The sequence below is a fragment of the Streptomyces xanthophaeus genome, from assembly GCF_030440515.1.
Classification (GTDB): domain Bacteria; phylum Actinomycetota; class Actinomycetes; order Streptomycetales; family Streptomycetaceae; genus Streptomyces; species Streptomyces kutzneri.
Genome location: NZ_CP076543.1, coordinates 5598898 through 5618941, shown reverse-complemented (window position 1 = coordinate 5618941; position 20044 = coordinate 5598898). Strand labels below are relative to the sequence as shown.

The following is a 20044-nucleotide window of genomic DNA, read 5'->3' as shown; positions in this document are numbered from 1 at the left end:
CCCTTGTCCCCGTCGGAAGGTTTCCTCCGTGTCCAACGCCATCATCCGCCGCATCGCCACCTCCAAGAAGGCCCTCGCGGGCACCGTCGTCGCCCTGGGTGTCGCCGGCTCCATGCTCGCCACGGTTCCCGCCCAGGCGGCCCCGGTGAGCGCCAAGGCGATCGCGCAGCAGATGATCAAGGACCCGGCCCAGTTCGCCGCCTTCGACAAGATCATCTCCCACGAGAGCGGCTGGAACCACACCGCGACCAACCCCTCCTCCGGCGCGTACGGCCTGGCCCAGGCCCTGCCGGCCTCGAAGATGGCCTCCGCGGGCGCGGACTGGAAGACCAACCCGGCCACCCAGATCAAGTGGGGCCTGGACTACATGAACGACCGCTACGGCAGCCCCGTCGGCGCCTGGAACTTCTGGTCCGCCAACCACTGGTACTAAGCCACCAGCAGCAGCGGCAGCACAGCGAAAAGCAGACATACGAAGGCCCCGGTGGCCGGCCTCCCCAGGTCCGGCCTCCGGGGCCTTCTGCATCCCATCCCACGGGACTCAGGGGCGCCTCACAGGCGCTGGATGATCGTGCCGGTCGCCAGCGCGCCTCCCGCGCACATGGTGATCAGCGCGAACTCCTTGTCACGGCGCTCCAGCTCGTGCAGCGCGGTGGTGATCAGCCGGGCACCGGTGGCGCCGACGGGGTGGCCGAGCGCGATGCCCCCGCCGTTGACGTTGACCTTCTCCAGGTCCTGGTCGAAGACCTGCGCCCAGGACAGGACCACGGAGGCGAAGGCCTCGTTGATCTCGACGAGGTCGATGTCCCTCAGCGACATCCCGGCCTTGCCGAGCACGGCCCGCGTCGCGTCGATCGGCCCGTCGAGGTGGTAGTGGGGGTCGGCGCCGACGAGTGTCTGGGCGACGATCCGGGCACGCGGCTTGAGCTTGAGGGCGCGGGCCATCTTCCGCGAGGCCCACATGACGGCGGCGGCGCCGTCGGATATCTGCGAGGAGTTCCCGGCGGTGTGCACGGCTGTGGGCATGACCGGCTTGAGCCGGGCCAGCGCCTCCATGCTCGTGTCCCGCAGCCCCTCGTCCCGGTCGACCAGGCGCCACATGCCCTGTCCGGCGGCCTGCTCCTCCTCGGTCGTCGGCACCTGCACGGCGAAGGTCTCGCGCTTGAACCGCTCCTCGGCCCATGCGGCCGCGGCCCGCTCCTGGGAGAGGAGCCCGAGCCGGTCGACGTCCTCGCGGGACAGGCCCCGGTGGCGGGCGATCCGCTCGGCGGCCTCGAACTGGTTGGGGAGGTCGACGTTCCATTCGTCGGGGAAGGGCTTGCCCGGGCCGTGCTTGGATCCGGAGCCGAGCGGCACGCGGCTCATGGCCTCGACGCCGCAGGCGATGCCGATGTCCATGACCCCGCCGGAGATCATGTTGGCGACCATGTGGTTGGCCTGCTGGGAGCTGCCGCACTGACAGTCCACCGTCGTCGCGGCGGTCTCGTACGGGAGCCCCATGGCGAGCCAGGCGTTGCGGGCGGGGTTCATCGACTGCTCGCCGGCGTGCGTCACGGTTCCGCCGACGATCTGCTCGACGCAGTCGGGCTGGATTCCGGTACGGGCCAGCAGTTCGCGGTAGGTCTCACCGAGCAGGTAGGCGGGATGGAGGTTGGCGAGAGCGCCCCCGCGCTTACCGATGGGGGTGCGTACGGCTTCGACAATGACGGGTTCCGCGGCCATGAGCTCGTCCTCTCCTGCACTGCGTCAGCACGGCGGGCCGTCCCGGCGCCCCGCCCGAACTAGTACGCGTTCTAGTTCTCCCCGCAGTCTTATGACCTGAGGCCCCGGCACGCAAGGGTCTTGCACGCGGCCTGCACGGATTCCACACGCAACAGTTGGCGCCAGGACCCTTGTCACTTCTAGAACTCGTTACTACCTTCAAGCCAACTTCTGATGGTCCGTCAGACTTTGGAGTTGCCCGATGTCCTGCCCCGCACTGCCCGAAGGCTTCGACGCCACCGACCCAGACCTGCTCCAAAGCCGCGTCCCCTTCCCGGAGTTCGCGCAGCTGCGGCAGACCGCACCCGTGTGGTGGTGCCCGCAGCGGCGGGGCGTCACCGGCTTCGACGACGAGGGCTACTGGGCAGTGACCCGGCACGCGGACGTCAAGTACGTCTCCACGCACCCGGAACTGTTCTCGTCGACGACCAACACCGCGATCATCCGCTTCAACGAGCACATCCAGCGTGATGCGATAGATGCCCAGCGTCTGATCATGTTGAACATGGATCCGCCGGAACACACGCGCGTACGCCAGATCGTGCAGCGGGGCTTCACCCCGCGGGCCATCCGCGGCCTGGAGGAGGCCCTGCGGGACCGCGCCCGGAAGATCGTCGAGGAGGCCGCGGCCACGGCGGCCGACGGCAGCTTCGACTTCGTCACGCAGGTGGCGTGCGAGCTCCCGCTGCAGGCCATCGCCGAACTGATCGGCGTACCGCAGAAGGACCGCGCGAAGATCTTCGACTGGTCGAACAAGATGATCGCCTACGACGACCCGGAGTACGCGATCACCGAGGAGGTCGGCTCCAACGCGGCGATGGAGCTCATCGGCTACGCGATGAACCTCTCCTCCCAGCGCAAGGAATGTCCGGCCAAGGACATCGTCACCCAGCTGGTCGCGGCCGAGGGCCAGGGCAACCTCGGCTCGGACGAGTTCGGCTTCTTCGTGCTGCTGCTCGCGGTCGCGGGCAACGAGACCACGCGCAACGCCATCAGCCACGGCATGCACGCCTTCCTGACCCACCCCGAGCAGTGGGAGCTCTACAAGGCGACCCGGCCGTCGACGGCCGCCGAGGAGATCGTCCGCTGGGCCACCCCGGTGGTGTCCTTCCAGCGCACCGCCACGCAGGACACCGAACTGGGCGGCGCGAAGATCAAGGCGGGTGACCGGGTGGGAATGTTCTACTCCTCCGCCAACCACGACCCCGAGGTCTTCACGAACCCGGACGTCTTCGACATCACCCGCGACCCCAACCCCCACCTGGGCTTCGGCGGCGGCGGCCCGCACTTCTGCCTCGGCAAGTCGCTGGCGGTGATGGAGATCGACCTGATCTTCAACGCCCTGGCCGACACCCTCCCGAACCTCCACCTCACGAACACCCCCCCACGCCGCCTCCGAGCAGCCTGGCTCAACGGCATCAAGGAACTCCGCGTCACCCACCTATAGCCCCGCCGGCGCTTGAGGCGCTCTTCCAGCCCCGCCGGCGTTTGAGGCGCGGGGTCCGGGGCGGAGCCCCGATCTTGAGCCCCGCCCCCCATCCAGCCCCGCCGGCGTTTGAGGCGCGGGGGTCCGGGGGCAGCGCCCCCGCAACGGCGCCGCACCCGTTCGAGTGGCGGCCCGGCCCGAACGGAGTGATCCTGGCAAGCAGCGGCGATCCAGCCGAAGGGGCGCCGGGGCAGCGAATGCCCCGGCGCCCCTTCGGCCGCCCCGGGCCGGGCCCGGCGTCAGCCCACGCGCAGGATCGCGCACGTCGTGGTCGCGTGGGCGTAGAGCTTGCCGTCGTGCGTGCCCGTGACCCGCGCCTCGGCGGTGGCGGTGGTCCGCCCCACGTGCAGCGCGGTGCCCTCGCAGCGCAGGGTCGGGGTGTCCGCCATGACCGGCCGGATCATGTGCACCCCGAGCTGCACCGTGGTGTAGGCGGTGCCGGCCGGGAGCAGCGTCATCACGGACGAGCCGAGCGCCGAGTCGAGCAGGGTGGCCAGGAAGCCGCCGTGCACCGTCCCCATGGGGTTGAGCAGGTGGTCGCCCGGGTCCCCCTCGAAGACGGCGACACCCTCGGCCGCCTCGGTGAGCCGGAAGCCCAGGGTGCTCATCATCGACGCACCGGGCAGCTCGCCCTTGAGGCTCGCCCGGAGGATCTCCAGTCCGCTCATGCCGAGGATCTCCGGGGTCATCTCCGGCCGCGGCTGCCAGGTGTGCGTACGACTGCGGAGCGGAACGTGGGGCTCGGGGGCGCTGGTCTCATAGGTGCTCATGGCAACGACCCTAGGCACGGCCCGGGCGCATCGGGAGTGTCGGATCCGGCAGCTTCCGTACGGATTCCGACAGCCCGTACGGGCCCGGGCGCCGCTACGGTGGAACCGTGAAAGTCGCCGTACTGGCCCTCGACGGGGTCTTCGACTCGGGCATCTCCGCCGTCCTGGACGTGCTGCACACGGCCGACGTGCTGCGCGGCCGGGTGGCCGGAGCCCCGCCGCCCGCCTTCGACATCCGTACGGTCGGCGTGCAGCGCCGGGTCCGCACCGGGCTCGGCCACCGCATCGACACCGAACCGGTCGCCGTCGCCGAGGACGCCGACCTGCTGGTGGTGCCCGCGCTGATGGAGCGCCGCCCGGACGCCCTCGTCGAGGCCGTCGCGTCGGCCGCGCACCGCCCGGCCCGCCGGGTCCTGGCCGAGGCACGCGAACGCGGCACGCCGCTCGCCACCTCCTGCACCGGAACGTTCCTGCTCGCCGAGGCCGGGGTGCTGGACGGGCGGCGGGCGACGACCAGTTGGTGGCTGGCCCCCTTCTTCCGGGACCGCTACCGCCGCGTCACGCTCGACGAGACCCGGATGGTCGTCAGCTCCGGCGGGGTCACCACGGCGGGCGCCGCGTTCGGCCATCTCGACCTGGCCCTGTCGATCGTCGGTACGCGCAGCCCCGCCCTCGCGGATCTGGTCCGGCACTACCTCGTCGTCGACGACCGCGCCTCACAGGCGGCGTACGCCATCCCCAGCGCCCTGGCCCGCCACGACCCGCTCGTCGCCGCCTTCGAGCAGTGGGCGCGGACCCGGCTCGCGGAGCCGGCACCGATCGCTGACGCGGCCCGGGAGCTCGGCGTGAGCGAGCGCACCCTCCAGCGCGCGGTCGCCCGTACGCTCGGCCGCACGCCCGTGGGGCTGGTGCAGGACCTGCGGGTGGAACAGGCCGAGCACCTGCTCCGCACCACGGACCTGCCGCTGGCGGCGGTCGCCCGACGGGTCGGGTACGAGAGCCCGGGACCGCTGCGCACGCTGATGCGCAGGCGGCGCGACGGGCGCTGACGCGGACACGTTCCACGGGGCGCGGCCCGGGGGCGAAAAGACACCCCTAGGAGCGCGACCCCGCGACGGGCTCGGCGGCGACGGTCGTCCCGGGCGCGGCAGGCGACGGCCGTTCCGCGCCGTCCGTGCGCTGCTGCGCCGGGAGGCTGACGTGCAGGCCGCGCGGACCGGAGAGCACGTACACGAGCCCGAAGCCGGCGGACACGACCGCGGCCCCGCCGACGGCGTCCAGCACCCAGTGGTTGGCGGTGGCCACGATCGCGCACACCGTGATCAGCGGGTGCAGCGCGCCGAGCAGCTTCTGCCAGCCCTTCGGCGCCAGCACCACGATCACGATCCCGCACCACAGCGACCAGCCGAAGTGCAGCGAGGGCATCGCCGCGTACTGGTTGGAGATCGCGGTCATGGCCCCGTACGAGGGGTTGGCCAGGTCCTGCGGCCCGTGCACCGTGTCGATGAAGCCGAGGCCGGGCATCAGGCGCGGCGGCGCGAGCGGGTAGAGCCAGAAACCTATGAGGGCCAGCACCGTGGCCAGCCCCAGCGAGGCCCGCGCCCACCGGTAGTCACCGGGGCGCCGCCAGTACAGGACCGCCAGGATCGTCAGCGGGACCACGAAGTGGAAGGAGGTGTAGTAGAAGTTGAAGAACGCCTCCAGCCAGGGCGTGTTCACCACGGCGTGGTTCACGGCGTGTTCGATGTCGATGCCCAGCGCGCGCTCGATCCCGTGGATCTGGCTGCCGTTGCCCTCGGCGAGGCTGCGGCTGGTGGGCGCGGCGGCCCGGATGTGCGAGTAGAGCGAGTAGCCCACCCGTATCAGCAGGAGTTCCAGCAGCAGGTTCGGGCGGGACAGCACGCGCCGCCAGAACGGCATCAGCGGTACCCGCGCCCAGCGGGCCGCCGCGGGCCGCCCGTATTCGGTGGGTACGGGCTCGCGCCAGTACGCCGACGAGCGCGGCAGGAACGGTACCGCGCAGGCCGCTGCCACGGCGGTGAGCAGCAGCACGTTGTCGCGTACGGGGGCCAGTGCGGCCAGGTTCGGCAGCAGCATCGTGCTCGGCAAGGTCATCGCCAGGACCACGGCCACCGGCCACACGGGCCGGTCGCCGGCCCGCTTGCCCACCTTGCCGGCGACGGCGAGGAGCACCCACAGCAGCTGGTGGCGCCAGCCGGTCGGGGACACGGCGACGGCCACGCAGCCGGTGACGGCGACGGCGAGCAGCAGCTGGCCGTCGCGGGCGTAGCGGACCGCGCGGCGCAGGCCGATCCAGACGAGGGCGGCCGCGAGGGCGGCGTAGAACAGGATCTCGGCGGGTCCGGTCAGGCCGAGGCGCAGCAGCGCGCCGTGCACGGACTGGTTGGCGAGGCCGTCGGGGGCTCCGCCGAGGCCGGTACCGGCCAGGTGCTCGACCCAGTACGTCCAGGAGTCGCGCGGCATGGCCGCCCAGGACAGCGCGGTGGCTCCGGCGAAGGTCACGGCGGCGGTGCGCGCGGTGGGGCGGCGTCCGGTCAGCCACAGCAGCGGTGCGAACAGCAGCAGCGCGGGCTGGAGTGCGGCGGCGAGGCCGATGAGGAAGCCGGCGGGCCGGTCGCCGGGCACCCGGAACACGGCGATGAGCACCAGCAGTACGGGCAGGACGGCGGTCTGGCCGGGTGAAGCGGCCTCGCGGACGGGGAGCGAGACCATCATCAGGGCCGTGAGCACGGGCGCGGCGAGCAGCGCGGTGCGCCGCGGCACCGGATCGGGCAGGCCGCGGGCGGCGACGAGACCGATGGCGGCGACGCACAGCAGCGTCACACAGGTCCAGGCGACCTCCAGCGACGGGGGGGCGAGGCCGACCAGCGGCCTCAGGACCAGCCCGGCGAAGGGGGTGTCGGAGAACTGGCCGGTGTCGTAGACCGATCCGGGCAGGCTGCCGGGGAGGTGGAAGCCGCTCAGCCACTCGGCCGGTGGCACGCGCAGCACGGCGGCGGCCTGTCTGACGGCGAGCGCGCCGGCCAGTGCCCACAGGAGAAGGCGAGCCGCCCCGAGCCTGCCGTGATCGCCTATGACTCCGGCATGTCCGTTCGCACCGCTGTGCTCTGCCGCGTTAGCCACGCCTCGCCGGCCTCCCGCCATGTTGACCGCAACCCTGACTTCGCCTGGCTGCCGCGCTCCATTACCCGGACGACGATATCTCCCACGGGATGCGTTGGACGGCTCTCACGGGCATCGCGGAGACCGACACGCGTGCCGACCTGCGAGACCTGTTCCCGGACGGGACCCACGGGCTCTCCAGGTGCGGACGGCGGACTTCGTGGCGAAGCTGAGGTGACAGGCATTCCGTGGAGAGGACGGCTCATGTCCATGCTTGACAAGCTCAAGGACCTCATCAAGGGACACCCTGACCAGGCCCGCCAAGGCGTCGAGAAGGCCGGAGACGCCTTCGACGCGAAGACCGGCAACAAGTACCAGAGCCAGGTCGACACGGCGCAGCAGAAGCTCAACGAACAGATCGGCAAGCAGCAGCCGCCCACCCCCGGGGAGACCCGGCCGCCCCAGACCTGAGATCTGAGATCTGAGGCCTGGGGCCTGGGGCCTGAGGCCTGGGACCACGGCGCAGGGACCGCACCACGGTGCGGTCCCTGCGGCCTTCGGGCGGGGCGGATGTAGGAAACTGCACGCATGTCGTCGAGGCCGGGCGTCGGCCCGGCCCGTGTTTCATGAGAGGTGTCCTGTGCCTAGTGTCGTAAAGATCAACGCACTGACGGTTCCCGCCGAGCAGCGGGAGATCCTGGAGCAGCGCTTCGCCTCCCGGGCCGGGGCGGTGGAGAGCTCGGACGGGTTCGAGTGGTTCGAGCTGCTGCGCCCGGTGGAGGGCACGGACCAGTACCTGGTCTACACGCGCTGGCGTTCGGAGGAGGATTTCCAGGCGTGGATGGAGGGCCCGATGAAGGCCGCTCACCAGGGCGGTGGTGAGGGCGGCGGCGAGCGGCCGAAGCCCGCGGCTTCCGCCTCGACGGTGTGGTCGTTCGAGGTCGTGCAGCAGGCGGCCCCGAAGCAGGCCTGACGCCATCCGGACGCGCGCCACGGACCGGGGTCCGGGCCGACCCGGGCCCGGGCCCCGGCCCGTGGCGCGGGGGCGCGGGCGCGGCCGGACTCGGGGACTCGGGGGCTCGGGGCTCGGGACTCAGGACTCGGGACTCGGGACTCGGGACTCGGGACTCGGGGGGAGCGTCAGCTCCAGAAGACGTCTTCCTCGTCGATGTCCGCGGTGCACTGGTCGATATCGGTGATCTTGTTGCCGACGATCGTGAAGAAGAGCCCCTGGCGGATCTCGATGCCGCGGTCACCGCGGTCGGCGCGTGCCGTGTGGAAACTCATCACGTGCCCCCGCCCGTCCGCCAGCACCGATTCCAGATCCACCTGGAAGGTGCCCTTCGTCTCCTCACCGAGGCGGCGGTAGAAGTCGAGGACGTTCTCCCGCCCCTTGTGGTGCCCGGACAGGGGATTGCTGCCCGGTACGTGGTGGATGACATCGGCCATCAGCAGCGTGCTCATCGTCTCCATGTCGCCTTTGCCGAAGGCCTCGTAACCACGGCGGACCAGGGCACAGTCGGGATGCTCTGACATGGCGTTCCCACCCTCCGGGTACGCAGGGAATGTCCTTTTTCCTATCATCGGCCCGGCCTTGTGGATATTCCACGCGGGAGATCCGCCGCGAACTCCACAATGACGCCATGACCACTCACAGCGAACACCGCACACCCACCCTGTCGTGGACCGTGACCCCCGAGCCGTTCACCACCCGGGACGCCACAGCCCTGCGCCGCGCGTACTACGCCGAGGTCGCCGGCCGTTACTGGGAACGACAGGTCACCGAGACCGAGATCGACCAAGGGCTGCTGGACTTCCCGGACGACGGGCTGGTCCCGCCGACGGGCCAGTTCGTCGTCGGCAGACTCGACGGCGAGCCCCTGGCATGCGGCGGGATCCGCCTGCTCGACCCCCTGACCGCCGAGCTCACCAGGGTGTACGTCGACCGGCGCGCCCGCGGCACCGGCGGCGGGGCGGCTCTGCTGGAGGTGCTGGAGGCGGAGGGCCGTGCGCTCGGCGCCGAGCGGGTCCGGCTGGACACCCGGTCGGACCTCGTGGAGGCCCGCGCCTTGTACGCGCGCCACGGGTATGCGGAAATACCGGCCTACAACTCCGGCCCGTACGCAGACCACTGGTTCGAGAAGCGCCTGGCCTGAGCCCGTGCCCCGGCGACGGGGCCGCGCACCGGCAGAGCGGCTGCCGCTAGTGGGCGGCGTGGTCCCGGCGCGGCAAGGCGTCGTAGGGCTCCTCGGCGTCGGACCCGCACAGCTCCTTGTTGATCTGCCGCACCAGCTTCACCAGGTCCGTCGGACGGTCCGGGCCCCACCAGTCGCCGAGCAGCTCGGCGAGGGACTCCTCCCGGGCCTCGGCGAGCTTCGTGGCGCACGCGCGCCCCTCATCGGTCAGGACCAGCGGCAGACCGTCCCGGACGGCGAGCCCGCGCTCCTCGACCTGGCGGGCGGCGTCCGTGACGATCTTCAGCGGCACATTGGTGCGCTCGGCGAGCATCGCGGGCTCCACGGAGCCGTACCTCTTGATCCGCAGCAGCAGCCAGCTGGAGGCGGGCAGCAGGTCGTAGCCCGCCTTCTCGGTGATCTTCTCGTAGACGTGGCGGCGGCCCTCCCGGGTGCCGAGGACCGACAGGGCACGGGCGACCTCGTCACGGGAGGAGCGCTGGACGGGGTTCGAAGCCAGGGTCTCCGTCACATCGGGGGCGGTGACCGAGGCCCGGAGCTTGTCCTCCTTCAGGAACCAGGCGATCACGAAGGCGATCAGGACGATCGGCACCGCATAGAGGAACACGTCGGTGATGGCGGTGGCGTAGGCGTCGAGCACCTGCGGCTGGAGGTCGGCGGGAAGGGCGCCGATGGCCCGCGGGTCCGCCTCCAGCTGCGCGACGCTCGCGCCGGCCGGCAGCGTGGCGCCCGCGAGCGAGGCGGCCAGCTTGTCGTCGAGCTGATGGGTGAAGACCGTGCCGAAGATGGCCACGCCGAAGGAGGCGCCGATGGAACGGAAGAAGGTGGCACCGGAGGTGGCGACGCCGAGGTCGGCGTAGCTGACCGCGTTCTGCACCACCAGGACGAGCACCTGCATGACCAGGCCGAGCCCGGCACCGAAGACGAAGAAGTAGACGCTCATCTCCCAGGTGGAGCTGGTGCGGTGCAGCTGGTGCAGGAGGAGCAGACCGATCGCGGTCACGGCCGTGCCCGCGATCGGGAAGACCTTCCAGCGCCCGGTACGGCTGACGATCTGGCCGGAGACGGTGGAGGTGATCAGCATGCCGATCACCATCGGCAGCATGTGGACGCCCGACATGGTCGGTGAGACGCCCTGGACGATCTGGAGGAATGTCGGCAGGTAGACCATCGCCCCGAACATCGCGAAGCCCACGACGAAGCTGATCGCCGAGCAGAGGGTGAAGGTGCGGATGCGGAACAGACCCAGCGGCAGGACGGGTTCGGCGGCCTTGCGCTCCACGAGGAGGAAGCCGGCGAGCACTACGGCGCCGAGGACGGCGACGCCGATGGTCCGGGCCGAGCTCCAGCCCCAGGTGCCGCCGAGGGAGGCGACGAGCACGAGACAGGTGGCGACGCAGGCGATGAGGAAAGTGCCGAGGTAGTCGATGGTGTGCTTCGCGGAGCGCGCCGGGATGTGCAGGACGGCGGCGATGACGACGAGCGCGACCAGACCGATCGGGAGGTTGATGTAGAAGACCCAGCGCCAGGACAGGTTGTCCACGAACAGGCCGCCCAGCAGCGGGCCCAGCACGCTGGTCGCGCCGAAGACGGCACCGAAGAGGCCCTGGTACTTGCCGCGTTCGCGCGGCGGGACGATGTCGCCGACGATCGCCATCGACAGCACGATCAGTCCGCCGCCGCCCAGGCCCTGCAGGGCACGGAAGCCGATGAGCTGGGGCATGTCCTGGGCGAGCCCGCACAGGGCCGACCCGATGAGGAAGAGGACGATGGCGTACTGGAAGAGCCTCTTGCGTCCGTACTGGTCGCCGAGCTTGCCCCACAGGGGGGTGGCGGCGGTGGAGGCGAGTATGTAGGCGGTGACGACCCAGGACAGGTGCGCCATGCCTCCGAGGTCGCTGACGATGGTCGGCAGGGCGGTGGAGACGATGGTCTGGTCGAGTGCGGCGATCAGCAGGCCCAGCAGCAGGGCTCCGATGGAGACGAGTACGTCGCGGGAGGGGTGCTCGGCGGCGGGACCGGTCTTCTCCGGGTCGAGAACGGGGCCCGGGCCCTGCGCGGTCACATCCTGAGCCATCGATACCTCCTCAGGCCGGATCAACATCTCCATCCTGAGCGGTGTGTCCGGTTATGGCCTCTCGGGCGGTTGGGAGGGCCTCCGCGGGTCTGCATAATCGCAGGCAATAGCCAGGGAGGGAGTCCAGTGAGCCGTCAGCACTGTCCAGAATGCGGCGCCGCCGGCGCAGGCTGCGGGTGCGTGCCGGGTGTGGGTTTCAACCCCTTGCGCATCCGCCCGTACGTGACGTTGCCCGACCCGGGCGAGCCGGACACCCCGGTGTCCCCGCAGCCGGTGTCCGCAGTGGTGACCCCGGACCCGCACACGGCGCCCGTGCCGGTGCCTGCGCAGGCGGAGGACGACACTCCGGCGTACGGGATACCCGTGCCGCCGCAGGACGGGCCGTGGCCTGCGGGGCCCGCCGGGCCTGCGCACGCGTCACACCCGGCCGAGACGGTCCAGCTCCGGACGGTCCCGGCGGGCCACACGTACGACAGCGGAGCGGGAGGGGGTGGGGGTGGGGGCGGGGGCGGGGGCCCGGAGAAGCGAACCGGCCCGGCCTCCCGAAAGCCGCTCGCGCTGCTGATCGGCGCCGCGGCGGCGGTCGCCCTCAGCGGGACGGCCGTGGCGGTGTGGGCGCTCCCGAGTTCCACCGAGACCGAGGCCGTGCTGATGGACGCGAAGGCGTCGGCGCCCGTGACGAGCGCCGCCCCGGCCGCGCCCTCCGCGAGCCCGTCCCCGAGCAAGGGCAGCCCGTCCCACTCCGCCTCCCCGTCGCCGAGCGCCTCGAAGTCGGCGTCGCCGTCCCCGTCGCCGAGCGCGTCCCGCACATCGGCACCCCCGTCCCCCAGCCCGTCCCCGAGCGCGAGCCGCTCCGCCGGCCCGCCGCCCACGCAGGCTCCGACCCTGCGGCACGGGGACTCGGGTTCGGAGGTGGAGAAGCTCCAGCGGCTGCTCGCGGCGCAGGGCCTGTACCGGGGCAGGATCAACGGCCGGTTCGACGGGCGGGTGGAGGATGCCGTGTCGGAGTTCCAGTACGAGAGGGGCATCGACGATCAGGAGTGGGGCTTCTACGGGCCGGTGACCCGCAAGGCTCTGGAGGGATAAGGGTCACATGTCCGCTGGTGGCGCGGACTGCCCATTGTTTTGTATCGTGAAGGAACAAAGTGGTTCCGTCCTCATTCCCTGACCGGTGGACGGAACCACTTGTTCTCTTTCCCGCCCCGTCTGGAGCCCCGCCGATGCCGGCCAGCACCACCACCGCACCCGTCGCCCTCACCGCCAAGGCCCTGCTCCTGGACATGGACGGCACGATCGTCAACTCCGACGCGGTGGTCGAACGCTGCTGGCATGAGTGGGCGGTCTCCCACGGGCTGGATCCGCAGGAAGCCATGAAGGTGGTCCACGGCCGCCAGGGCTACGCCACCATGGCCGTGCTCCTGCCGGACCGCCCCATGGAGGTCAACCACGCCGAGAACGCGGTGATGCTGGCCCGCGAAACGGCCGACACCGACGGAGTGATCCCGGTCGCGGGCGCCCCGGAGTTCATGGCCGCACTCGACGGCCTGCCGCACGCCCTGGTCACCTCCGCCGACACCGCCCTGGCCACGGCACGGATGACCGCCGCCGCCCTGCCGATGCCCGAGGTACGGGTCACGGCCGAGTCCGTCCAGGCCAGCAAGCCCGACCCCGAGGGCTTCCTCATGGGCGCCGCCGCACTGGGCGTGGACCCGGCCGACTGCATCGTCTTCGAGGACTCGGCCGCGGGAATCACTGCGGGCCGGGCGGCGGGCATGCGCGTGATCGGCGTGGGCCCCCGCGCAGCCGCCCACGCCCCGACGGCCCACGTCCCGGACCTGACGGCACTCCACGTCACAACCACCCCGGACGGCTCGATCACCATCACGCTCCAGCCGGCGGCCTGACGCCAGACCCGCCGGTCACCACCAGGCCTACGGGCGCTGGCGGGGCGGGGCCGGGAGGGCGGGGCGAGGCTTCGGTGGGCGGGAGCCGGGCGGGCGGGATCCGGAAAGTACGGCGGGGGCTTCGCCAGGCGGGATCCACTCGACCGGAATCAGAGTGGCGTATGGGGGTTTCCCGTCAGTCCCATCGTCCCTCCGTGCCGGGCCGGTCCCTCAAGGGCGCTCCCTACGGTCGCGTCGCTACGCGATGTCGCTGCGCTCCACCCTTGACCGACCGTCCCGCCCCGGAGAAACGAAAGACTGCCGGGAAGCCCCCAAAGGAACGGGCCGGGCGATCAAGACAGGGACGGGCACATCAGAGACCTTCGGGCGGGTCGGGCGCAAAGAACCACGTCCGCGAGACGGGGCCCATCACAGACCAGGGCCCGGGTCGGGGGAAGCGCACCCGATCGCTACGCGCTCCTCATCTCTCAGCGTCGCCACCTCGTCTCGGGCTGGACATAGGCCGCCCAAGAGCTCAGGCGTTTCTCACCGACGGCGCCCGACGCCCGTCTGTGGCTGTTGATAAGCCGCCCAAGGGACCGGTGCGACGCTCGACATGCGTCCGACGGCCGGCCATCACCCTCCCACGACCCTTGGGCGCTCCACTTGGGAGGCACCCGACGGCCGACTGGGGTGCAGAAGGGTGGGACAGCGGCTATTTCGTCCTAGATGCGGGTCAGCGCAAGTAGGCGACCCGAAAGGCCGACGGTTTGCCCCAATCACCCCTGTTTTAGGGTGGGTTTGTGGTGCCATGTGTGCGCTGACCCGGCTTTACGACGGAATAGCCGAGCTTCCGGCCGTCCGCCCGTCTCCTCAGCGACTGACGGGCGCCGGTCGCGGTCGTGGAGAAGCGCGTAGCGATCTGGGGCGGCCTGTGGCCGACCACAGGCAGTCGTCGGACGCATGGCAAGCGTAGGACCGGGGCCGTGGGCGGCCTATGTCCAGCCCAGGACGGGATGGAGACGCTGAGGCGTCAGGAGCGCGTAGCGATCGGGCGCGCCTCCCCCGACACGGGCCCTACTCTCGATGGGCCCCGTCTCTTGGTCGTGCCGGCCGGGATCTCCTCGCGCATCTCTGGCCGCCCGTCCCTGTCTTGATCTCCCGGCCCGTTCCTTTGGGGGCTTCCCGGCAGTCTTTCGTTTCTCCGGGGCGGGACGGTCGGTCAAGGGTGGAGCGCAGCGACATCGCGAAGCGACGCGACGACGAAGGAGGAGCGCCCTTGAGGGACCGGCCCGACACGGAGGGACGATGGGACTGACGGGAAACCCCCATACACATCCCTGATACCGCCCCAGCGGCTCCCGCCCACCGAAGCCCCCGCCGCGCCTCCCGCCCCCCGAGCCCCCTACTGCCCCACTCGCCCGTCGATGCGTTCCCGCAGGAAGTCCGCGTGGCCGTTGTGGCGCGCGTACTCCTCGATCATGTGGACCAGGACCTCGCGGAGCTCCATCGGCTCGTCGCCGTGTCCGCTGTCACCCGTGACGTCCAGGCTGGTGGCCTCCGCGACCAGTTGTTCCGCGAAGGCGACTTCGGCGCGCCAGGTGGCCCATGCCTCCGCGACCACCTCCGGGTCGGCCACTGCCCCGGTGAACTCCCCCGCGCGGTCCTCCTCCGAGCGGTAGTGCCGGCGTATCTCCTGGCCCGCCATGACCTGCCGGAACCAGTACTGCTCGACGCCCGCGAGGTGGCGTACGAGTCCCAGCAGGGACAGGTTGGAGGGTTCCACCGAGCGCCGCGCCAGGGCCTCCGCGTCGAGGCCCGCGCACTTGAGTTCCAGGGTCAGGCGCTGGTCGCGCAGGTAGCCGGCGAGTACGGCGCGCTCGCCCTGGAACCCGCCGTCGGTCCGGGTGTCCTCGTCGGGGTGGACGAACATGTTGGACCAGCCGAACTGACGGTCCTCGGCGGACACCGGCGCGGACGCGGGTCGGGACGCGGGTCGGGATGCGGGCTCGACGGCGGGGCCGGTGGGGCCGGAGGGGGCGGAGGAGGCGGAGGCGTCTGTCACGCGCACGAGCGTGACCTGCACATCGCCTCCCCGCAAGGAAATATCCGCCGCCGTGGCCCGCACCTCCGGCGCGTCAGCCCGCGATCGCCTCGTAGAGCGAGAACGCGGCCAGTGCCGCCATGACGGCAGCCGCGATCTTGGTGATCAGTCGCAGCGGCACGTACTTCATCAGGGTGCGCCCGCCCAGGATGCCGATGCCGGCGACCGCCCACAGGGCGAGGACGGCGCCGATGCCGACCGAGACGGGGTCGTCGTAACGGGCGGCGAGGTTGGCGGTCATGATCTGGGTCAGGTCGCCGAACTCCGCCACCAGGATCAGCATGAAGCCCGCCCCGGAGACCTTCCAGAAGGACTGGTCGGCGGGCGGCTTGACCTCCTCGTCCCCGTCGTCCTTCTTCAGGAGCAGCATGGCCGCGCCCAGGAGGAAGAGGATGCCGACGACGGCCTGGACGAGCCGGTGCGGGAGCAGCGTGAGGACGCTGCCTGCGGCGATGGCGAGTGCGACGTGTACGGCGAAGGCGGCTGCGACGCCCGCGAAGACGTAGGAGGCGCGGTAACGCGTGCCGAGCATCAGGCCGGCGAGGGCCGTCTTGTCGGGGAGTTCGGCAAGGAAGACGACGCCGAAGGCGATCGCCGTGATGCTGAAGCTGAACACGGGGGTGAAACCTCGATCGGTCGGGCAGGGCGCCATCGGGACCGAGAGACCTGGGGTGTGTCAGGGGTCGCTTCGGCTCGGCGGCGCCCTGGCTTGCGCGTGCGCGTACGAAACGCGCCTGCGCTGAACAGGACACTGCGGCCGAAGGTCTCGCTGGCCGGTCGCTGTCCGCGTCCTGCCTCCGGGCGCCGGCTGGTGTGACCCAGCAGTATGTCGACGGTCCGGCGAAGAGCTACTCCCCTTCTGCTCAGAACAGAGTACGCGACGCCCGCGACCGGCCGGAATAGGTCTTTGGTCCCGCCCCCGCCCCGCGCTGCTGCCGCCCGCTTCCCGCCTCCGGCCTGCCTTGTCCCTGCTCTGACCTGGGCGCGGCCGACCATCCTTGCCGCACCCACTCCCTTCGGAATCTCAACCTCCGTTTAAATCAGGAGCGTTGGGTGACTTGATGTGACGTGCTCATGTCGCCAGGCTGTCACCTGGCGCCCACCCCAGCGACATCCGGCGCCACGACCATGGCCACGCCCCGCCGGGGCCGCACGGCCGCACCCCCCGCACCCAGGGAGCCCCTCATGGCACTCATACCCAGCATCTACGCGCGTCGAATTGGCGTGCTCGCGTCAGCAGCCGCACTCGCCGCGCTCACCTCCCTCCTGAACGCCCCCACCGCCCAGGCCGCCCCGCCCGCCCCCATCAGCGCCTCGGCCGCCCGCGCCTACCTGGCGACGGTCACCCCGAAGACCGAGGGATCCACCAGCGGCTACAACCGCGACCTCTTCCCGCACTGGAGCACCGTCTCGGGCGCCTGCAACACCCGCGAGACCGTCCTCAAGCGGGACGGCGTCAATGTCGTCCAGGACTCCGCCTGCGCCGCGGTGAGCGGAAGCTGGTACTCCGAGTACGACGGCGTCACCTGGACCGCCGCCTCCGACCTCGACATCGACCACGTCGTCCCGCTCGCCGAGGCCTGGCGTTCCGGTGCCAATTCCTGGACCACGAGCAAGCGCCAGCAGTTCGCCAACGACCTCACCCGCCCGCAGCTCATCGCGGTCACCGACAACGTCAACCAGGCCAAGGGCGACCTCGACCCCGGCAAATGGCTGCCCTCGCGGACGGCCTACCGTTGTACGTACGCACGGATGTGGGTCAACGTGAAGCAGTACTGGGGTCTGAGCATGGACTCCGGCGAGAAGACGGCCCTGGTCAACATCCTGAACGGCTGCTGACCCAGCCGGCCGATCTTTCCCCCGCCAGGGGGAGGCGTGGCTCCCCCCACCCGTCGTACCGTGATCGAAGGGGCTACGGAGGAGGGGGAGTTGCATGGCCGGACTGCGTCTGGGGCCGCTGCTGCGCCACGTCGACTGGGACACGGGCCGGTCGGCCACGATATGGGTCGAGGCGGACCGCCCGTGCACGGCCGAGGTGCGGTGCGCGGACGGGGCGGGCGGCAGTGCGCGCACCTTCCAGATAGCCGGTCACCACTACGCACTGGTGCCGGTGACCGGTCTGACCCCGGGCGCGACCACGGCGTACGAGGTGCTGCTCGACGGACGGCCGGTGTGGCCGCTGCCGGAGAGCGGTTTCCCGCCGAGCACGATCACCGCTCCCGCCGTGACGGGCCCGGGCCGGCCTTCGCCCGGGCTGCGCGTGACCTTCGGTTCCTGCCGGCAGGCCGCGCCGCCCGCCGGCCGGCACGGACCGCACGGCGCGGACGCGCTCGACACCCTCGCGGCGCGGCTGGCCGCCGATCCGGAGGCGGTGCGCCCGGACGTCCTGCTGCTGCTCGGCGACCAGGTGTACGCGGATGCGCTGTCCCGGGAGACCCGGCAGTGGCTCGCGGCCCGGCGGGATCTGCGGGAGCCGCCGGGTGCCCAGGTCGCGGACTACGAGGAGTACACCCGGCTCTACTACGAGTCCTGGCTCGACCCGGAGATCCGCTGGCTGCTGTCGACGGTTCCCAGCCTGCACATATTCGACGACCACGACGTCATCGACGACTGGAACACGAGCGCGGCGTGGCTGGCGGAGATGCGGGCGACGCCGTGGTGGCGCGAGCGTGTCCTCAGCGGGCTGATGTCGTACTGGGTGTACCAGCACCTGGGCAATCTCTCCCCCGCCGAACTGGCCGCCGACGCGGTGTACGAGGCGGTACGGCAGACCCCTGACGGTACGGACGCACTCCAGGCCTTCGCGTCCGCGGCGGATGCCGATCCGGGCACGGTGCGTTGGAGCTACCGGCGCGACTTCGGCCGGACCCGGCTGCTGATGGTGGATACCCGGGCCGCGCGGGTGCTGGCCGAGGACGGGCGGGCGATGCTCGATCCGGCGGAGCAGCAGTGGCTGCGGGAGAACGCCCTGGCCGGGCACGGGGGTTACGACCATCTGCTGATCGGGTCTTCGCTGCCCTGGCTGATGCCGCCGCTGATCCACGATGCCGAGACGTGGAACGCCGCGCTGTGCCGTGGGGAGCGGGGGCCTCGGTGGGCGCGGATCGGGGAGGATCTGCGCCGGCGCAGCGATCTGGAGCACTGGGCGGCGTTCCCGGCCTCGTTCGCGGCCCTGACGGATCTGATCGAAGAGGTGGGGACGGGGCCGCGGGCGCCTGCGACGGTGTGCGTGCTGTCCGGGGACGTGCATCACGCGTATGTGGCCGAGCCTCGAATACCGAGTACGGCACGGGTGTTCCAGCTGACGTGCTCGCCGGTTCACAATTCCATCCATACCGCGGTGAAGTGGGGGTTCCGGCTGGGCTGGTCGCGGACGGGGCGGTGGCTGGGGCGCGGTTTCTCCCTGCACGGGCGGACGGGGCGGCCGCCGCTGAACTGGCGGCGTTCGGGTGGGCCCTGGTTCGGGAACCAGCTGATGACGCTGGCTCTGTCGGGGCGGACGGCGCGGCTGCGACTGGACCAGGCGCGCAAGAAGCGCGAGGGGGCCGTGCTGGTGACGGTGCTGGACCGGGATCTCACGGCGGCGGAGTAGGCGATGCGGCAGGCCCCGGCGGCGCGGGAGTCGTCCTGGGGAGGCGCCCTGGGAGGGCGCCGCGGGAAGGCGTCCGTCCTGGGCCGGCGTCCGTCCCCGGCGGGCGCACCGGGTGAGCGCCCCGGGCATCCGGGATGTGGGCACCGGGCGTACGCTGTCTGGCTGTCAAGCCGCTCCTGCCGCTCCCCGCGACGTCGCGGCGCTTCGTGTCGCTTCATGTCGTTTCGTGTCGCAGCACGTCAACCGGACTGGGGAGTCCCGCTTTGTTTGAGACGCTGGGATCGCTGACCGCCAGCCCATGGATCTACGCCCTCGTGGCGGTCTCCATCGTGCTCGACGTCTTCCTCCCGGTGCTCCCGAGCGGAGTCCTGGTGATCACCGCGGCGGCGGCCGCGGCGGCCGCCGGGGCGGCCGGCCCGGTGCCCGTGCCGGTGCCTGAACAGGTGCCGGACATCCTGCTCCTGCTCGTGATCGCCACGACCGCCTCGGTGCTGGGCGACATGGCCGCGTACCGGCTGGGCCGGCGCGGCGGAGCCCGGCTGGACCGGGCCATCGCCCGCTCCCGGCGGCTGACCCGGGCCCACGAGCGCCTCGGTACAGCCCTGGCACGCGGCGGCGGCGCCCTGGTGGTCATCGCCCGCTTCGCCCCGGCGGGACGCTCGGTGGTGTCGCTGGGTGCGGGCAAGACCCAGCGCAAGGTGGCGGAGTTCCTGCCCTGGTCGGTCCTGGCGGGCATGGCCTGGGCCGGTTACAGCGTGGCCCTCGGCTACTTCGGTACGCAGTGGCTGGGCACCCAGTGGCTCGGTACCGCCCTGTCGGTGGTCGCCCTCTTCGCCGCGGGCGCCCTGGCGGCCTTCCTCGTCCGCCGCCCGGAGGCGACCGCGGCGACGGCGTAGGCCGTCCGGCACGACTCGGCTCCCCCGGGCGGAGCAGTGGCTCACCCGTTCACCCGGCCCCGATCGCCGCCCCCGGGCCGGGCTCCTAGCGTCCACAGCACGGTGCGCAACCGAATCCGCGTCACATCAGTGGCCTGGCCGCGCCGTTTCGACGAGC

General features: G+C 71.4%; 19 protein-coding genes. 11 read left to right on the top strand and 8 right to left on the bottom strand.

Annotated elements, in window-relative coordinates; genetic code table 11:
* Positions 1 to 28: 28 nt before the first annotated feature.
* Positions 29 to 433 (top strand): transglycosylase SLT domain-containing protein, encoded by a 405-nt coding sequence (locus KO717_RS25000; protein WP_030011261.1) that lies wholly within the window; start codon positions 29 to 31, stop codon positions 431 to 433.
* 119 nt (positions 434 to 552) lie between these two features.
* Here KO717_RS25000 and KO717_RS24995 read toward each other — a convergent pair whose 3' ends face one another.
* Entirely contained in the window at positions 553 to 1722 is a 1170-nt protein-coding gene (locus KO717_RS24995; protein ID WP_030390693.1) for a steroid 3-ketoacyl-CoA thiolase, read from the bottom strand.
* Between the two features lie 241 nt (positions 1723 to 1963).
* On the opposite strand from KO717_RS24995, the gene KO717_RS24990 reads away from it, so the two are divergent.
* Positions 1964 to 3208 (top strand): cytochrome P450, encoded by a 1245-nt coding sequence (locus tag KO717_RS24990; RefSeq protein ID WP_301371466.1) that lies wholly within the window; start codon positions 1964 to 1966, stop codon positions 3206 to 3208.
* Between the two features lie 278 nt (positions 3209 to 3486).
* On the opposite strand, the gene KO717_RS24985 is transcribed toward KO717_RS24990, so the two are convergent.
* Positions 3487 to 4017 (bottom strand): PaaI family thioesterase, encoded by a 531-nt coding sequence (locus tag KO717_RS24985; protein ID WP_301371465.1) that lies wholly within the window; start codon positions 4015 to 4017, stop codon positions 3487 to 3489.
* 107 nt (positions 4018 to 4124) lie between these two features.
* On the opposite strand from KO717_RS24985, the gene KO717_RS24980 reads away from it, so the two are divergent.
* Entirely contained in the window at positions 4125 to 5066 is a 942-nt protein-coding gene (locus tag KO717_RS24980) for a GlxA family transcriptional regulator (protein WP_301371464.1), read from the top strand.
* A 46-nt stretch (positions 5067 to 5112) separates the two neighbouring features.
* Here KO717_RS24980 and KO717_RS24975 read toward each other — a convergent pair whose 3' ends face one another.
* A complete protein-coding gene (locus KO717_RS24975; RefSeq protein WP_437184571.1) occupies positions 5113 to 7161 on the bottom strand; it encodes a bifunctional glycosyltransferase 87/phosphatase PAP2 family protein in 2049 nt (682 codons plus the stop codon).
* A 243-nt stretch (positions 7162 to 7404) separates the two neighbouring features.
* Here KO717_RS24975 and KO717_RS24970 point away from each other — a divergent pair, with 243 nt between their 5' ends.
* Together KO717_RS24970 and KO717_RS24965 are read left to right on the top strand one after the other, a co-directional pair.
* Positions 7405 to 7611, top strand: coding sequence for an antitoxin (locus KO717_RS24970; RefSeq protein WP_301371463.1), 207 nt, complete (start codon positions 7405 to 7407; stop codon positions 7609 to 7611).
* Positions 7612 to 7780: 169 nt separating this feature from the next.
* On the top strand, positions 7781 to 8113 hold the full coding sequence (locus KO717_RS24965) for an antibiotic biosynthesis monooxygenase family protein (RefSeq protein ID WP_301371460.1): 333 nt from the start codon (positions 7781 to 7783) through the stop codon (positions 8111 to 8113).
* Positions 8114 to 8280: 167 nt separating this feature from the next.
* On the opposite strand, the gene KO717_RS24960 is transcribed toward KO717_RS24965, so the two are convergent.
* Positions 8281 to 8676 (bottom strand): nuclear transport factor 2 family protein, encoded by a 396-nt coding sequence (locus tag KO717_RS24960; RefSeq protein WP_301371458.1) that lies wholly within the window; start codon positions 8674 to 8676, stop codon positions 8281 to 8283.
* 107 nt (positions 8677 to 8783) lie between these two features.
* On the opposite strand from KO717_RS24960, the gene KO717_RS24955 reads away from it, so the two are divergent.
* Positions 8784 to 9296, top strand: a complete 513-nt coding sequence (locus tag KO717_RS24955; protein ID WP_301371456.1) for a GNAT family N-acetyltransferase — start codon at positions 8784 to 8786, stop codon at positions 9294 to 9296.
* 46 nt (positions 9297 to 9342) lie between these two features.
* On the opposite strand, the gene KO717_RS24950 is transcribed toward KO717_RS24955, so the two are convergent.
* Positions 9343 to 11412, bottom strand: a complete 2070-nt coding sequence (locus tag KO717_RS24950; protein WP_301371455.1) for an MDR family MFS transporter — start codon at positions 11410 to 11412, stop codon at positions 9343 to 9345.
* Between the two features lie 134 nt (positions 11413 to 11546).
* Positions 11547 to 12284 (bottom strand): hypothetical protein, encoded by a 738-nt coding sequence (locus tag KO717_RS24945; protein ID WP_301371453.1) that lies wholly within the window; start codon positions 12282 to 12284, stop codon positions 11547 to 11549.
* Between the two features lie 40 nt (positions 12285 to 12324).
* On the opposite strand from KO717_RS24945, the gene KO717_RS24940 reads away from it, so the two are divergent.
* Both KO717_RS24940 and KO717_RS24935 read left to right on the top strand, forming a co-directional pair.
* Positions 12325 to 12498, top strand: coding sequence for a peptidoglycan-binding domain-containing protein (locus KO717_RS24940; RefSeq protein WP_301371451.1), 174 nt, complete (start codon positions 12325 to 12327; stop codon positions 12496 to 12498).
* Positions 12499 to 12632: 134 nt separating this feature from the next.
* Complete coding sequence (locus tag KO717_RS24935) at positions 12633 to 13316, top strand: HAD-IA family hydrolase (protein ID WP_301371448.1); 684 nt, start codon at positions 12633 to 12635, stop codon at positions 13314 to 13316.
* Between the two features lie 1384 nt (positions 13317 to 14700).
* Here the strand turns inward: KO717_RS24935 and KO717_RS24930 are convergent.
* Together KO717_RS24930 and KO717_RS24925 are read right to left on the bottom strand one after the other, a co-directional pair.
* Positions 14701 to 15228, bottom strand: a complete 528-nt coding sequence (locus tag KO717_RS24930) for a DinB family protein (protein WP_301374730.1) — start codon at positions 15226 to 15228, stop codon at positions 14701 to 14703.
* Positions 15229 to 15433: 205 nt separating this feature from the next.
* Positions 15434 to 16051 (bottom strand): TMEM165/GDT1 family protein, encoded by a 618-nt coding sequence (locus tag KO717_RS24925; protein ID WP_386236681.1) that lies wholly within the window; start codon positions 16049 to 16051, stop codon positions 15434 to 15436.
* Between the two features lie 542 nt (positions 16052 to 16593).
* Here KO717_RS24925 and KO717_RS24920 point away from each other — a divergent pair.
* The 3 genes from KO717_RS24920 to KO717_RS24910 all read left to right on the top strand — a co-directional run bounded on the left by KO717_RS24920 (position 16594) and on the right by KO717_RS24910 (position 19887).
* A complete protein-coding gene (locus KO717_RS24920) occupies positions 16594 to 17238 on the top strand; it encodes an HNH endonuclease family protein (protein ID WP_301374728.1) in 645 nt (214 codons plus the stop codon).
* Positions 17239 to 17332: 94 nt separating this feature from the next.
* A complete protein-coding gene (locus tag KO717_RS24915) occupies positions 17333 to 18991 on the top strand; it encodes an alkaline phosphatase D family protein (RefSeq protein ID WP_301371446.1) in 1659 nt (552 codons plus the stop codon).
* 263 nt (positions 18992 to 19254) lie between these two features.
* Entirely contained in the window at positions 19255 to 19887 is a 633-nt protein-coding gene (locus KO717_RS24910) for a DedA family protein (protein WP_301371444.1), read from the top strand.
* Positions 19888 to 20044 lie beyond the last annotated feature (157 nt).